Below are 14786 nucleotides of genomic sequence, written 5' to 3'. Positions count from 1 at the left end.
TGCCCTGAAGACGACTGGCTAACCGAGAATCCGACAGGCGATGCTCGAGATAATCCTCACGGTCGTTCCATCTGGTGTGAGATCAGGCTTTCACGACAGTCAGGAATATTTTCCGAACCGCTTTCGAAAGCCGCTTCATCTCCGCTTCCAGCGTCCTGATGTCGGGGCAGTCGCCAGCGCGGCAGACGAGTTCGACGAGACCCGCCGGCGCCTCCTTCGGATCGAACAGGCCATCAATGCAGAGGCGGATCAGTTGCGAAAGGCCGGTATAAAGCGTGAAAGCCTCGAGACATATGTCGAGATCGGACGTTGCCATCAGCCGGTCACCAAGCACTTTCAGGGCCTCGCCAGTGCTCACCCCATTGACGGCAATGCCGACGCCCTTGGTCGGTGCGATCAGTGCAAGATACTGGGCGATGAATTCGAGATCGATGACGCCGCCGGGAATGAGCTTCAGGTCCCACGGACCGGAGGGCGGCTTTTCCTTGTCGATCAGTCCGCGCATCTCGGTGACATCATGCGCCACCTTAGCAATATCGCGATCGGCCGACAGCACCTCGCGAACGATCAGTTCCGCCTCGGCGATCAGGCTCTCATTGCCGCAGATCAGCCGGGCGCGGCTGAGCGCCATATGTTCCCAGGTCCATGCCTCAGCGCGCTGATACTTGCCGAAGGCATTGATGCGGGTGGCGACGGGCCCCTTGTTGCCGGATGGGCGCAGCCGCATGTCGACCTCGTAGAGCACACCTTCGGCGGTCGGCGCCGACAAGGCGGCCATCAGTCTCTGGGTGATGCGGGTGAAGTAACGCGTCGCGTCGAGCGGCTTCGGCCCGTCGGATTCGGAAGCCGAATCGTCATAATCATAGAGCAGGATCAGATCGATGTCGGAACCGGCCGTCAGCTCGAAACTGCCGAGCTTGCCCATGCCGGCGACCGCGATGCGCCCGCCGGGATAGTCGCCGTGTGCTGCCCGCATCTCGCCGACCACGGCATCGAGTGCCGCCGCAATGATGAGGTCGGCGAGATGGGTGAAGGCGCGTGCAGCCATCACGCCGTTGATCGCGCCGGTGAGCAGGCGGATGCCGATCAGGAAGCGCTGCTCGGCGGCGAAGATGCGCAGCCGGTCGAGCACCTCTTCATAGTGGCGCGCCTGGGCAAGCGAGCCCTTCAGCCGCTCGCCGAGATAATCGCGCGTCGGCAGCTCGGCCATCAGGCCGGGATCGAGCATGCCGTCGAAGACATGCGGCTTGGCGGCGATCACCTCGGCAAGCCGGGGTGCCGAGGACATGATGTTGACGATCAGCGACAGCAGCGCCGGGTTGCTGCCGAGCAGCGAGAACAGCTGGATGCCGGAGGGAAGGCCCGAGATGAAGCTGTCGAAGCGCAACAGCGCCTCGTCGGCGCGCTTGCTTTCGCCGAAGACCCGCAGGAGCTGAGGCGCCAGCTCCGTCAGCCTTTCACGCGCCTCGACCGATTGCGTCGCCCGGTAGCGGCCATAGTGCCAGGTGCGGATGATGCGCGAAATATCCGACGGCCTGGTAAAACCGAGTTTCTTCAGCGTCTCCAGCGTATCCGGGTCGTCGCCCTGGCCGGTGAAGACGAGATTTCCGGTGTCTGTGGAAAGCCTGCTCTCCTGTTCGAAGAGGTGGGCATAACGCCGCTCGACCGTCTTCAGCACGCCGACCAGCCGTTCGGAGAAGCTCGGCGTGTCGGAAAAGCCCATCATGAAGGCGATGCGCTTCAAATCGGCATCCGTCTCCGGCAGCAGGTGAGTTTGCTCGTCGCGCACCATCTGGATGCGATGCTCGACATCGCGCAGGAACCAGTAGGCCTCGATCAGCTCGTCGCGGGTTTCAGCGTCGATCCATTTCGCTTTGGTGAGTTCACCGAGCGTCTCCTCCGTCGCCCGGCCACGCAAGGCCGGCATGCGGCCGCCGGCGATCAGCTGCTGCGTCTGGACGAAGAATTCGATCTCGCGAATACCGCCGCGGCCGAGCTTGACGTTGTGGCCTTTGACGGCGATCGCACCGTGGCCCTTATGCGCGTGGATCTGCCGCTTGATCGAATGGATATCGGCAATCGCCGCGTAATCGAGATATTTGCGGAAGACGAAAGGGGCGAGCCCGCGCAGGAAATCACTGCCCGCGGTCAAGTCGCCGGCAACGGCGCGCGCCTTGATGAAAGCCGCCCGTTCCCAGTTCTGACCCCTGCCCTCGTAATAAATCATCGCCGCATCGACCGGGATCGCCAGCGGCGTCGAACCCGGATCAGGGCGCAATCTGAGATCGGTGCGGAAGACGTAGCCGTCCGCTGTCCGCTCCTGCAGGATGCGCACCAGCCGCCGCATCATCCTGGGGAAGATCTCGATCGCGTCATCCGGGTCGGGCACGATTCCCGCCTGTTCGTCGAACACGACGACGAGGTCGATATCGGAGGAATAGTTGAGTTCGGATGCGCCGAGTTTGCCCATGCCGAGCACGATCAGCCCGGAGCCGTCGCTCGGCGCCGCCACATCCCGCAGCCGCAGCTTTCCGCCCTCATGCGCCGAAAGCAGCAAATGGTCGATCGCGGCGGCAACCGAAGCTTCGGCAAGCTCGCTCAGCCAGGCCGTCGTCGCCCGGCCGTCGAAGATGCGTGCAAGATCGGCGAGCGCGACCAGGAAGGCCACCTTGCGCTTGATGATGCGCAGCCTGCTCATTACCACGGATTCCGCGGGCGCTGCCCCCTCGCCGTCCGGTTGCCAGCAGCGCCGCGCCTCGGCGACCAGCGCCTCGATCTGCGGCTCCAGCGGTTGGGTGATGGCACCAGCGAGGATGGCGGGATCGAGATTGACGATTTCGCGCAGATAAGGCGACAGCGTCAGCACGGCCGCGATGAAATCGCGAAGCGGCCCTTCCGTCTTCAGCATCGCAGCCACGGAAGGCTCGCTCCCGCCGGCCTCCTGAAGGTCGGCCAGCGCCAGCTTCAACTCCGTCTGGTTCAGCGGACGCAGCAGCCCTTCGGCGACATCCTTCAGACCATGCGTCGATTTCGTCAGCATGCGCTCTCCTGCTTTAGCACCTAAAGCGCATCACGATCTTTCGGATTCGCTCCTTGCGCTTTCAGCCTTTGTTTTACGCATGCCGTTATCGCAAAACCGCTGCACAGTTTTGCGCGACATGCTCGAGGGAAACGACCACGCAGAATCTCGGGAACGCCTCCTTCGATCGGCATTAAACTAGGGTCTTGGTGGAAAACCGCCAATACGCGATTCAGCCGATCATCGATCTCGGCAATCAGGCAGCCTTGGCGGGGAAGATCATGCTGACCGTCAATCCGCGCTTTTCGGGTTTGTCGGGATCGGTGTCGGAGAGTTCCAACCGGCCATTGTGCAGCTCCATCACCGCTTCCACCAGCGAAAGCCCGAGCCCCGTTCCAGGCTTCGACCGGCTTTCATCGAGGCGGACGAAGCGCTTCACCACGTCGTCGCGCCTGTCGGCCGGAACGCCCGGCCCGTGGTCGGCGACCGAAAGGCAGATGCCATCCGGGCGGCGGGCGAGCTTCAGCGTTACCTTGCCCGCCCCTTCCGTATCGGAAGAATATTTGATGGCATTGTCGAGCAGGTTGAAGATCGCCTGGCCGATCAGCTCGCGATTGCCCTGCACCTCGACATCGGGTTCGATGCTGGAGCTCAAGCCAAGCCCCGCCTCCTCCGCCGCCGGTTCGTAAAGCTCGGCGCTATCGGAGACGATGGCCGAAAGCTCCACCGGCGACATCTCGGCGGCGACCGATCCGGCCTCGACGCGGGAGATCATCAACAGCGCGTTGAAGGTGCGGATCAGTTGGTCGGATTCGGAAATGATGCCTTCGAGCGCGGTGCGCCGCGTCTCGCCATCGGCGATATCAAGCGCATCGGCCGCCTTGTTGCGCAACCGCGTCAACGGCGTCTTGAGATCGTGGGCGATGTTGTCGGAGACCTGCCGCAGGCCCTCGTTCAGCTTCTCGATGCGCTCCAGCATGGTATTCAAAGACATCGACAAGCGGTCGAATTCATCGCCGGATCCGCCCACCGGCAGGCGCTGCGACAGGTCGCCGGCCATGATCTTCTTGCTGGCATCCGACATGCGGTCGATGCGTTTCAGCGCGTTGCGGCCGATGCCGAACCAGATGATGATGGCGCCGAGCCCCATGATCGCCAAGGCCACCATCAGCGCCTGGCGCACCAGCAGACGGAAACGCTCGGGGTCGCCGAGGTCGCGGCCGATCAGGATTCTGAGGCCATTGTCGAGCACGAAGATATTGGCAATCGCCTTGTGGCGGCGCTCGACGCCGCTGTCGGTATAACGCTGGTAGCCGAATGGCGCGGAGGTCCAGCCGATCTCCTCGAAGACACCCGGCTGCACCGACGCGACGTTGCCGGCGAGAATATCGCCCGAAGGACCGGCGATGATGTAGAGGTTGGCGCCCGGCTGGCGGGCACGCCGCTCCATCGTGCGCAGGAGAAGGTTCATGCCGCCGGTGTCATAGGCGCGTTGCACCTGTTCCACCTCCTGCCTGACGGCATCGCGGATCTGGCCCGTCAGCAGCCGTTCCGACATTGCCGTCACATAGAAGACGAGCGTCGCGGCGCAGATGGCGAAAAGCAGGATGTAGAGTGCCGAAAGGCGGACTGCGGTGGACTTGAAGAGAACCTTGAAACGGCTCATCCCTCATCCTTGATCATATACCCCGCGCCGCGAATGGTCTTCAGGAGCGGCTGGCTGTAGTCCTTCTCGATCTTCGAGCGCAGGCGCGAGACATGGACGTCGATGACGTTGGTCTGCGGGTCGAAGTGATAGTCCCAGACATTTTCGAGCAGCATGGTGCGGGTCACCACCTGGCCGGCATTCTTCATCAGATATTCGAGCAGGCGGAATTCGCGCGGCTGCAGCGGGATCTCCTTGCCGCCGCGGCGCACCTCATGGGAGAGCCGGTCGAGTTCGAGATCGCCGACGCGATAAACGACGTCCTGATCCGGCGTGCCCTTGCGGCGGCCGAGCACCTCGACGCGCGCCAGCAATTCGCTGAAGGCATAAGGCTTCGGCAGATAATCGTCGCCGCCGGCACGAAGCCCGGTGACGCGGTCATCGACCTGGCCGAGCGCGGAGAGGATGAGGACCGGCGTATGGATCGCCTTGCGGCGCAATTCGCTGATGACCGAGAGCCCGTCCCGGCGCGGCAGCATGCGGTCGATGACGATGACGTCGTAGGTATTTTCCGACCCCATGAACAGGCCGCTCTCGCCGTCGCTGGCGTGATCGGCGACGATGCCCGCCTCGCGAAAGGCTTTCGTGAGGTAGACCGCGGCTTCGAGATCATCTTCGATGATGAGAATCTTCATGCGGCCGACATTACCCACCGGCTGCGTTTCGGCAAGGCTCAAAGCATCTTCCTGCGGGGCGGCGCTCATCGCGATCATCCTTCAAAGGTCAGAAGAATCGAGCCGCGCGGACTCTCGTCCGCACGGCTCCAGTTTTCTTGAAGATCAGCCCTGGCCGTTGATCGGAAGCGCTACGAAGCGGCTCCCCTCACTGGACTGGATCTGGAAGAGAGCGCGGGTGCGCCCGTCCTTCTTGGCTTGGTTCAGCACCTTGACGATGTCGTCGGCGCTGGAGACCTCCTGGTTGTTGACCGAGGTGATCTTCTCACCTTCCTTAATGCCCTTGTCGGCGGCATCGGAGTTCGGGTCGATGTCTGTTATCGCCAGGCCCTTGCCGTCGTCAGACGGGCCGACCGTCAGGCCGAGATCGGCAAGCGCCTTCTCGGAAGCCGGTGCCTCAGGCTGCTGCGGCTGGCTGTTGTCATCGGCAGACGCATCCTTCTGGTCGATCGGCAACGTGCCGAGTTCGACGGTGAGAGGCTGGGCCTTGCCGGCGCGCCAGACCGAAAGCTCAACCTTGCTGCCCGGCTGCATCGCACCGATACGGCGGCTGAGATCACGGGCATCCTTGATCGTCTCCCCATTCAGCGCGGTGACGACGTCTCCGGCCTTCATGCCGGCCTTGTCACCCGGCGACCCGGCCTGCGGGGCAACGACCAGGGCGCCGCTCGGCTCGGAAAGGCCGATGGATTCGGCGATGTCCTTGGTTACCGGCTGGATCTGGACACCCAGCCAGCCGCGCGAAACCTGGCCGTCCTTCATCAGATCGGCGACGACGTCCTTGGCGGTCGAGGCGGGAATGGCGAAGGCGATGCCGACGCTGCCGCCCGACGGCGAGAAGATCGCGGTGTTGATGCCGACGACTTCGCCGCTGAGGTTGAAGGTCGGACCGCCGGAGTTGCCGCGGTTCACGGCGGCATCCACCTGCAGATAATCGTCATAAGGACCGGAACCGATATCACGGCCGCGAGCTGAGACGATGCCGGCTGTAACCGTGCCGCCGAGACCGAAGGGATTGCCGACGGCAACGACCCAGTCACCGACGCGGACATTGTTGTCGTCGGCCCAGTTGACGTAGGTGAACTTCTTGCCCTTGCCGTCGACCTTCAGCACAGCGAGATCGGTGCGCGGATCCTTGCCGATCAGCTTGGCATCGAGTTCGGTGCCGTCTTTCATGACGGCGACGAAGGCCTGACCATCGGAAACGACGTGATTGTTGGTGACGATGTAGCCGTCCTCAGAGATGAAGAAGCCGGAGCCCTGGGCGACGGGGCGGAGGCGACCCTTGCCGCCCGGACCATTCGGGCCACCATTCGGTCCGTTCTGGCCGAAGCGCCTGGAATGGCCCTGCTGATCATTCGGATCCTGGCCGAACTGCTTGAAGAACCGCTTCAGCGGATGATCGTCGGGTAGGTCGTCGAAGCCGCGGCCGTTGAAATCGAAGGAGAAGCCGTCATTGTTGTTGTCGGAGACGGGATTGACGCGATTTTCGACCCGGACGGAAACGACGGCCGGCGAAACGGCGTCGACGACATTGGCGAAGCTCGGAACGGCGGGCGCCTGAACCTTGACAGCTTCGGCATAAGACCGGGTGATTTCGAGCGGAACGCCGGTTGCGAGCACAGCGGCTGCGATACCGGCAACGGTAGAGGCCTTGAGCACAGTGGCGAGGGACGGACGTCCGTTGAAATTCTTGAGCATTGGAGCACCTTCTCTTGTTCTTAGTTCTCAGAGCCGGCGATGCCGGATCAGTCGATGAGTAAAGATATAGGACGCCGCACCTTACTGCGAACTGTCCGGCCAATGAAAAGTTGGTAATGTTTGCAAGGTTTGGCAAACGGCCGAACGTGCCGCGGGCTTCTCTGGGCGGCCTGGACGCGGTCGGAAATGCTCGTCTACCGGCTCAGCCCGGTCGGTTATTTCTTCAGCAGCTCGCTCAGCCGCGCCTGCTCGTCTGCCGTCAGCTTGCTGCCGGTCGGCTTGCCCGCCCTGTTGCGCGCAAAGACCAGCAGCGACAGCCCGCCGGCGAGCACCAGCAGTACCGGTGCGCCCCAGAGCAGCACCGTCTTCATGCTGACACGCGGCTTCAAGAGCACGAACTCGCCGTAGCGCGAGACGATATAGTTCAGCACCGCCTCGTCGCTGTCGCCATCGGTGATGCGCTCGCGCACCAGCAGGCGCAGGTCCTTGGCCAGATCGGCGTTGGAATCGTCGATCGACTGGTTCTGGCAGACCATGCAGCGCAGTTCCGCCGAAAGTGTGCGGGCCCGCGCCTCGAGCGCCGGATCGGCCAGCACCTCGTCCGGATTGACGGCGAAGGCGGGGGCCGCCATCAGCAGCAAAGCAAAAGCCAGGAGCAGACGCCGCATCATTCCGCCGGCTCCATTTTGGGAGCTGCCGGCCTTGCCGGCTTCGCCTTGCGGCGCGGCGCGCCGACACGCAGGCGGCGGTCGCTGAGCGAGACCAGGCCGCCGAAGGCCATAAACACCGCTCCGCCCCAGATGCAGAGAATAAACGGCTTCCACCAGATGCGCACGACAATGCCGCCGTCCTTGGTGGCGTCACCGAGCGACACATAGAGCTGGCTGAGCCCGAAGGTCAGGATGCCGGCCTCCGTCGTCGGCATCTGGCGGGCAGTGTAGAGGCGCTTGGCTGACCAGGTATCGGCAACCGCGACACCGGCGCGCCGGACGGTGAAGTGGCCGCGGTCCTCGGTATAGTTCGGCCCGGTCGCCGGCTGCATGCCGTCGAAATGCAGACTGTAACCGCCGGCCTCGGTCACCTCACCGGGCTTCATCTCGATGACATACTCGCTCTCGAACGTCGTCACCGCAACGATGCCGAGCACGGTGACGCCGAGCCCGGCATGGGCAAGGGCCGTGCCGAAGGCCGACCGCGGCAGGCCGGAAAGCCGGCGCCAGGCGAGACGGCCTGCGACCTTGCCGATGCCGGCGCGGTACCAGAGATCGGCGACAGCACCGAGGATCAGGAACAGCCCGGCAGCGAGGCCGAGCACCGAAAGCACCGGCCCGCCATGTTGAATGTAGAAGAAGACCACCGCGGCAAGGAAGGCCAGACCTGCGACGACATAGAGCCGCTGCAGGGCGCCAAGCAGATCGCCGCGCTTCCAGGCAAGCATCGGCCCGAAGGGCACGATGACGACCAGCGGCGCCATCAGCAGGCCGAAGGTCAGGTTGAAGAAGGGCGCCCCGACGGAAATCTTGTCGCCGGTCAGCGTTTCCAGCAGCAGCGGATAGAGCGTACCTGTGAGCACCGTGCCGCAGGCGACCGTCAGGATGAGATTGTTGACGACGAGCGCGCCCTCGCGCGAAATCGGCGCAAACAGCCCGCCGGCCGACAGCTTCGGCGCGCGGAAGGCGAAGAGCGACAGCGCCCCGCCGATGAAGATCAGCAGGATGCAGAGAATGAAGACGCCGCGGGAGGGATCGCTGGCAAAGGCATGCACCGAGGTCAGCACGCCGGAGCGCACCAGGAAGGTGCCCATCAGCGACAGCGAGAAGGTGAGGATGGCGAGCAGCACCGTCCAGATCTTCAGCGCCTCGCGCTTCTCCATGACAAGCGCCGAATGCAGCAGTGCGGTGCCCGCTAGCCACGGCATGAAGGAGGCATTTTCCACCGGGTCCCAGAACCACCAGCCGCCCCAGCCGAGCTCGTAATAGGCCCAGTAGGAGCCCATGGCGATGCCAAGCGTCAGAAAGGTCCAGGCGGCCAGCGTCCAGGGCCGCACCCAGCGTGCCCAGGCGGCGTCGATGCGCCCTTCCAGCAGGGCCGCAACCGCAAAGGAAAAGCAGACGGAGAAGCCGACATAACCGAGATAGAGCAGCGGCGGATGGATCGCGAGGCCGACATCCTGAAGAACCGGGTTGAGATCGCGGCCCTCGGCCGGCGCCGGATCGAGACGGAGGAAGGGATTGGAGGTCAGCAGGATGAACAGCGTGAAGGCGACCGAAATCCAGGCTTGCACGGCCAATACGTTGGCTTTCAGCGTCTCCGGCAGATTGCGGCCGAAGATGGCGACCAGCGCGCTGAACAGCGTCAGGATCAACAGCCAGAGCATCATCGATCCCTCGTGATTGCCCCAGACGCCGGAATATTTATAGAGCAGCGGCACCAGCGAATGCGAATTCTCCCAGACGTTCTCGACCGAGAAATCCGAGACGACATGGGCATAAGTCAACACACCGAAGGAGAAGGCCACGAGCGCAAACATCGCCAGCGAGCCGATCGTCGCCACATCCATCATCGCCCGGTCGTGACGGCGGGCTCCGATCAGCGGCACGATGGAGAGGATGAGCGCCGTGGCCAGCGCCAGCACCAGCGCGTAATGGCCGATCTCGATGATCATGGCGTCGCCTTCACTTCCTGGCCTTGGCCTTCCTTCCACAGTCCCTGGGATTTGAGCCTGTCGGCCACATCCTTCGGCATGTAGGTCTCGTCATGCTTGGCAAGCACGGTGTCGGCGACGAAGACGTTCGTTCCAGCGGCAAACATGCCTTCGGTGACGACGCCCTGGCCCTCGCGGAAGAGATCGGGAAGGATGCCGGTATATTTGACCTTCACGGCATTGGTGCTGCCGTCGGTGACGGCAAACTCCACCGTCGAACCGGTGCCGCGCACGACACTGCCCTCACCGACCAGGCCGCCGAGGCGGATGCGGGTTTCCGGCGCCACCGGCGTCTTGGCGAGATCGGCCGGCATGTAGAAATAGGCGACCGACTGGCTGAAGGCGAACATCACCAGCAGCACGGCGGCGAGGATGAAGCCCATGCCGCCCGCAATCACCGCCAGGCGCTTCTGCTTGCGTGTCATTGCGTCGCTCCCTCCGTGGCTATGCCGAGTTCCCTGGCAAGCGCCAGCAATTGCCTGCCCTGTTCGCCGGGCGGCGGAAAGGCCGCAAGCCCACGCTTCAAGGCGCCGGCGGCGCGATCCTTGTCGTTTAATACGGCGTAAGAGCGGACGAGCCGCATCCATCCCTCGAAATTGTTCGGATCCTCGCTGAGCTTGGCGTCGAGGCTCTCGACCATGCCGCGGATCATCTGCTGCTGGTTGCCCGCGCTCATAGTCTCGGCCGCCGCCACATCTTGCTGCGTGGGATTGCCGGGGGCAGCCGGATTGGTCCCGGCCGGCGCGCCGCCGTTCATGGCGATATGCTGGTTGACCAGCGGCAGCCAGGGCGCATCTGATGGCGATTGTTTTGCCAGCGCCTCGAAGGCCTGGCGCGCCTCGTTCGGCCGTCCCGCCTGCTCCATGCTGAGGGCGATGTAGAAGCGGGCACGCGGATTGTCAGGTTCGAGCGTCAGCGATTGTTCCAGCACCTGCCGCGCCTCCTCCGTCACCACGCCGTCGGAGACCGCCATCAGCGTCTCGGCAAGGCCATCGAGCCGGACCGGGCTCGGGCCGAGAAGCCGGATGGCATTGCGATAGGCCAGTTGCGCATCGTTGACGCGCATCGTGCGGAAATAGATCGGCGCCAGCACGTCCCAGCCCTTGCCGTCATCGGGCTTCTCAGCCAGGTGCCGTTCCGCCTTGGCGATCAGCACCGCCACGTCGTTGCCAGGGTTTTCCAGCCGCGCCTCCAGCGGCTGCGAGGGCAGGTCCGGCCTGCCCGTCGTCAAATAAAGACAGAGCCCGAGAACCGGCAGGACCAGGAGAACGAAGGCTTCGGTGAAACGGTGATGCCGTGCGGGTTTCGGCGTCTCAGCCGGCTCGTCGGCAGAGACGGCGATCAGCCGCCGGCCGATTTCCGCCCTCGCATAATCAGCCTCCTCCGGGGTGATCAGCCCGCCATCGAGATCGCGGTCGAGTTCGCGCAACTGGTCGCGATAGACCGCCGCCTCGCCCGCACGGATATTATCCGCCGCCTTCGCTCCGCGCAGAAGGGGGTAGAGCAGGATGACGGCGAGGGCTGCCGTCAAAGCGGCAACGAGAATCCAGAACAGCATGTCGCCCAAATACGTGAAGCGCGCCTTCATTCCAACTGCCAAAGCCGGAATGACGAAGATTTGAGGCTAGCGCATAACCCCGAGAATCGGAATCGATTTTCGGAAAGGATTATGCGCCATTTAAAGTGATAGAGCGTCCTTAGCGCGTCCTGTCGGACGCGCGGCGCTCTATTGGCCGCAATTCAGAGCGGCGACCAGCTGCCGTCGTCATTGCGGCAGGCAGCGCCGCGCGTCACCGTGTCCTTGCCGTCGACGGTCAGCGTGTGGGTGTATTGCCGGCAGTTCTGGGAACCGACCTGATAGGGTGCAGCCGCAACGACCTTGCCGGTCACGTCCTTGCCGGTCCAGAGCACTGGCTGGCCGACGGCGGCGCCTTCCAGCGCCCGATATTCCGCCTCGAGCGCGCGCTGCTTGTCGCTGTCGTTCAGCGTCACGCCGCTGCGGCCGACGATGCCGCCCTGCAGCGCGGTGATGAAGGCGGCCGATGCCGAGGGCTTGCTCGAAAAAATGCCACGCGAAGCGGCACTCTTCGTCGTCGTGCAGCCGGACAGCGCGACGGCGACGAGAAGAGCGGAAGCGATCATGCCTTGCGAGCGTAAAATCATTGCGTCGAACCACGATCAGGGGTCAATTTCAGCCGATCGAAGTGCAGCGTCCCCGTGTCAGCATTAAGGCAAAGCATGCTATGCATTTGCCAGTATCTTTGTGACATCAAGCAGTTGCTCATGCAACATCCTTTGTGACGCCGGGCAGGATAAGCTTGGCCTTCAGCCCGCCCCATTCACCGCGGGAAAGCTCGAGCCGTCCCTGGTATTCGTTGGAAATCTCGGTGACGATCGAAAGGCCGAGCCCGGTTCCGGGTTTGCTTTCGTCGAGCCTGCGGCCGCGCTTCAGCGCCTCGCGGATCTGGTCCGGCTCCAGGCCCGGCCCGTCATCCTCGACTGTGAGCTCCACCCAGTGGCGGCGCACGCTCGCCTCCACCCCCTTCACATCCTCGCCGGCCTCGACGGCCGAAAGCCGCACCCTGCTTCTGGCAAAACGCGCCGCATTTTCCAGGAGGTTGCCGACTGTCTCCTCGAGATCCTGCTGCTCCATGGCAACGGCCAGATGCGGCGGTGAGACGACGAGATCGAATTCGGTATCGACGTTCAGCCGGCGCATGACGCGCACCAGCCGTTCAAGCGCCGGCTCGGCATCGGTGCGGGCGAGCACGGATTCGCGCTGCGCGGCGATGCGCGCCCGATTGAGATAGGACTGCACCTGCCCCTGCATCGCTTCCGCCTGGCTGCGCACCAGCTCACCATGGGATTTTTCGAGGACGCGCGCCTCGTTGAGAAGCACGGCGATCGGCGTCTTCAGCGAATGCGCGAGATTGCCGACCTGCATGCGGGCCCGCTCGACAATGCGGCGGTTGCTGTCGATCAGCGCATTCACCTCGTTGGCGAGCGGCAGGATTTCGCGCGGGAAGTCGCCTTTCAGCTGTTCGCTCTCGCCGGCGCGGATGCGCTCCAGCGCGGCGCGTGCCTTGTCGAGGGGCTTAAGGCCGTAGAGAATCGCCAGCGCGTTGACGATCAGGCTGCCGACGCCGAAACCGGCGAGCGCCAGATAGAGGCTGTGAGAGAAGGTGCGCACGTCGTCTTCGACGACATCGACATTGCCGGTGACGCGGACGCGCGCCGCGCGGCCGTCGGTATCGAGCACCACTTCGGTTTCGGCCACCTGCACGCGGTTCCCGGAGGCATCCGTCACCTGGTAATAGCGCTCGTAATTCTTGTCGAAGGGCGCCTCGACGACCGAGGGAACCGGAATGAGCGCCGAGCCGAGCGAAGGCGACACCAGCGGTGCGGTCGTATAGGTGCCGAGCGGCTCCACCACCCAATACCAGCCGGTCTTCGGCTGGGCAAAACGCAGGTCGCCGAGCTGCGGGCTGCCGCTGAGAGCGCCCTGATCGCCGATCGTCACCGAATTGATGACGTTGTAGAGCTGCGCCCGCAACAGATCCTGGAAACCGCGTTCGGCACTCTTGCGGTAGAGGGTGGAGATCAGCAAGCCGATCACCACCAGCGCCACCGTCGACCAGACCGTGGTCAGCAGCAACACACGTGCGGTGAGCGACTTAATTCGCATGTTTCGGCGCTTGGATGCGGTAACCGAGACCGCGCACCGTTTCGATCAGATCTACCCCCATTTTCTTGCGCAGGCGGCCGACGAAGACCTCGATCGTGTTGGAATCACGGTCGAAATCCTGGTCGTACATATGCTCGACCAGTTCCGTGCGCGAAACGACCTCGCCCATGTGGTGCATGAGATAGGAAAGCAGTCGATATTCGTGCGAGGTCAGCTTCAGCGTCGTGCCGTTGACCGTCGCCTTCGAGGACTTGGTATCGAGCCGCACCGGCCCGCAGATGATCTCGGATGAGGAGTGCCCGGCCGCGCGCCGGATCAGCGCCCGAAGGCGGGCCAGCACTTCCTCGACATGGAAGGGCTTGGTGACGTAGTCGTCGGCACCTGCATCGATGCCGGCGACCTTGTCGCTCCAGCGGTCGCGCGCCGTCAGGATCAGCACCGGCACACCGCGGCCGGCGCCACGCCATTTTTCTAGAACGGTGACCCCGTCCAACTCCGGCAGGCCGATATCGAGAATGATGGCGTCATAGGGTTCAGTGTCGCCGAGGAAATGGCCTTCCTCGCCATCGAACGCCTGGTCGACGACATAGCCCGCCTCCTTCAGCGTGTCGGCCAGCTGCCGGTTCAGATTAACGTCGTCTTCGACTACCAGGATGCGCATCGGTCCGCCTTCGTCCGCTTCAAATCAATCAATGTCCTGAATAAGCCGATTCCGCCTACATCGGAACCTTTACCGTGACTTTGCGTGGGCGCTGTCCATTGCCCTGCACAAGAACGGTGATGATGCAGGTATCGCCCACCGGTTGCACGGACAGGAGCTGGCCGCCGGTCTGCTCGACGACCTGGGCTGCGGCGGCGCTGCAATCGCCTCCGATACGCACGACAAAAGTGCTCGTGGCGTCCGGTGAGGGCGCCGATACCACCAGTCCGGCGGCCAATGCTGCGACGCTCAGAGGAAAGGCCATGTGTTATGCTTTCAAGGTAATGCCAACTTGCTCCGAATATGTACTCACGCGACCTGAATGGCAAATGAATGCCCCGTAATGCAGGGTGTTTAGAACTGTTCTCGACTGTTCGATGCAGCCGGTTTCAGGGCCTGGAAAACGCCGCAGCAGCCAGCTACGGCCACCGCCATTGCACCCAAAAACGATGACCTCCAGCCTTATCCACGCGTTCTTTATCACCTCCGGTAAAGGTGGGGAGCCGGCGGGACCGACACCACAGTCTTTGTCCGCGAATCGGCCGCGCCGTTCCGATTCCTGCCGACCGCAGCTTTCACGGGCCGGTTGAAACTGTTA

General features: G+C 63.4%; 12 protein-coding genes. All 12 read right to left on the bottom strand.

All coding sequences use genetic code 11. The features are described 5' to 3' along the window. Positions 1–82: 82 nt before the first annotated feature. Positions 83–3040 (bottom strand): bifunctional [glutamine synthetase] adenylyltransferase/[glutamine synthetase]-adenylyl-L-tyrosine phosphorylase, encoded by a 2958-nt coding sequence (locus tag AC25BC_RS05645; protein ID WP_012756720.1) that lies wholly within the window; start codon positions 3038–3040, stop codon positions 83–85. A 235-nt stretch (positions 3041–3275) separates the two neighbouring features. Continuing rightward, the gene (locus AC25BC_RS05640) at positions 3276–4685 is read right to left on the bottom strand and encodes a sensor histidine kinase (RefSeq protein ID WP_017993455.1); all 1410 of its coding nucleotides are present in this window, start codon (positions 4683–4685) and stop codon (positions 3276–3278) included. After that, positions 4682–5437 carry a response regulator transcription factor gene (locus tag AC25BC_RS05635; RefSeq protein WP_017993454.1) on the bottom strand — a complete coding sequence of 252 codons (756 nt, stop codon included), beginning with the start codon at positions 5435–5437 and terminating at the stop codon, positions 4682–4684. The genes AC25BC_RS05640 and AC25BC_RS05635 overlap by 4 nt, the downstream gene beginning before the upstream one ends. 66 nt (positions 5438–5503) lie before the next feature. Beyond that, positions 5504–7099, bottom strand: coding sequence for a Do family serine endopeptidase (locus AC25BC_RS05630; protein ID WP_017993453.1), 1596 nt, complete (start codon positions 7097–7099; stop codon positions 5504–5506). Between the two features lie 215 nt (positions 7100–7314). Next, positions 7315–7770 carry a cytochrome c-type biogenesis protein gene (locus AC25BC_RS05625; RefSeq protein ID WP_128439205.1) on the bottom strand — a complete coding sequence of 152 codons (456 nt, stop codon included), beginning with the start codon at positions 7768–7770 and terminating at the stop codon, positions 7315–7317. Then, positions 7767–9764 carry a heme lyase CcmF/NrfE family subunit gene (locus AC25BC_RS05620; protein WP_128439206.1) on the bottom strand — a complete coding sequence of 666 codons (1998 nt, stop codon included), beginning with the start codon at positions 9762–9764 and terminating at the stop codon, positions 7767–7769. Before AC25BC_RS05620 ends, AC25BC_RS05625 begins: the two co-directional genes overlap by 4 nt. Further along, positions 9761–10228 carry a cytochrome c maturation protein CcmE gene (gene ccmE / locus AC25BC_RS05615; RefSeq protein WP_128407378.1) on the bottom strand — a complete coding sequence of 156 codons (468 nt, stop codon included), beginning with the start codon at positions 10226–10228 and terminating at the stop codon, positions 9761–9763. The genes AC25BC_RS05620 and ccmE overlap by 4 nt, the downstream gene beginning before the upstream one ends. After that, positions 10225–11361 carry a c-type cytochrome biogenesis protein CcmI gene (gene ccmI / locus AC25BC_RS05610; RefSeq protein ID WP_432431580.1) on the bottom strand — a complete coding sequence of 379 codons (1137 nt, stop codon included), beginning with the start codon at positions 11359–11361 and terminating at the stop codon, positions 10225–10227. The genes ccmE and ccmI overlap by 4 nt, the downstream gene beginning before the upstream one ends. Positions 11362–11543: 182 nt before the next feature. After that, the gene (locus AC25BC_RS05605; protein WP_012756713.1) at positions 11544–11966 is read right to left on the bottom strand and encodes an RT0821/Lpp0805 family surface protein; all 423 of its coding nucleotides are present in this window, start codon (positions 11964–11966) and stop codon (positions 11544–11546) included. A gap of 118 nt (positions 11967–12084) precedes the next feature. Further along, a complete protein-coding gene (locus AC25BC_RS05600) occupies positions 12085–13488 on the bottom strand; it encodes a sensor histidine kinase (RefSeq protein WP_113547103.1) in 1404 nt (467 codons plus the stop codon). Further along, the gene (locus tag AC25BC_RS05595) at positions 13478–14149 is read right to left on the bottom strand and encodes a response regulator transcription factor (RefSeq protein ID WP_012756711.1); all 672 of its coding nucleotides are present in this window, start codon (positions 14147–14149) and stop codon (positions 13478–13480) included. Before AC25BC_RS05595 ends, AC25BC_RS05600 begins: the two co-directional genes overlap by 11 nt. A gap of 55 nt (positions 14150–14204) precedes the next feature. After that, entirely contained in the window at positions 14205–14453 is a 249-nt protein-coding gene (locus AC25BC_RS05590; RefSeq protein WP_003557930.1) for a hypothetical protein, read from the bottom strand. Between the last annotated feature and the right edge of the window lie 333 nt (positions 14454–14786).

The sequence above is a fragment of the Rhizobium sp. WSM409 genome, from assembly GCF_057653825.1.
Note: the sequence above shows the minus strand (reverse complement) of the source record. Positions and strands in the feature narration are given on the sequence as shown.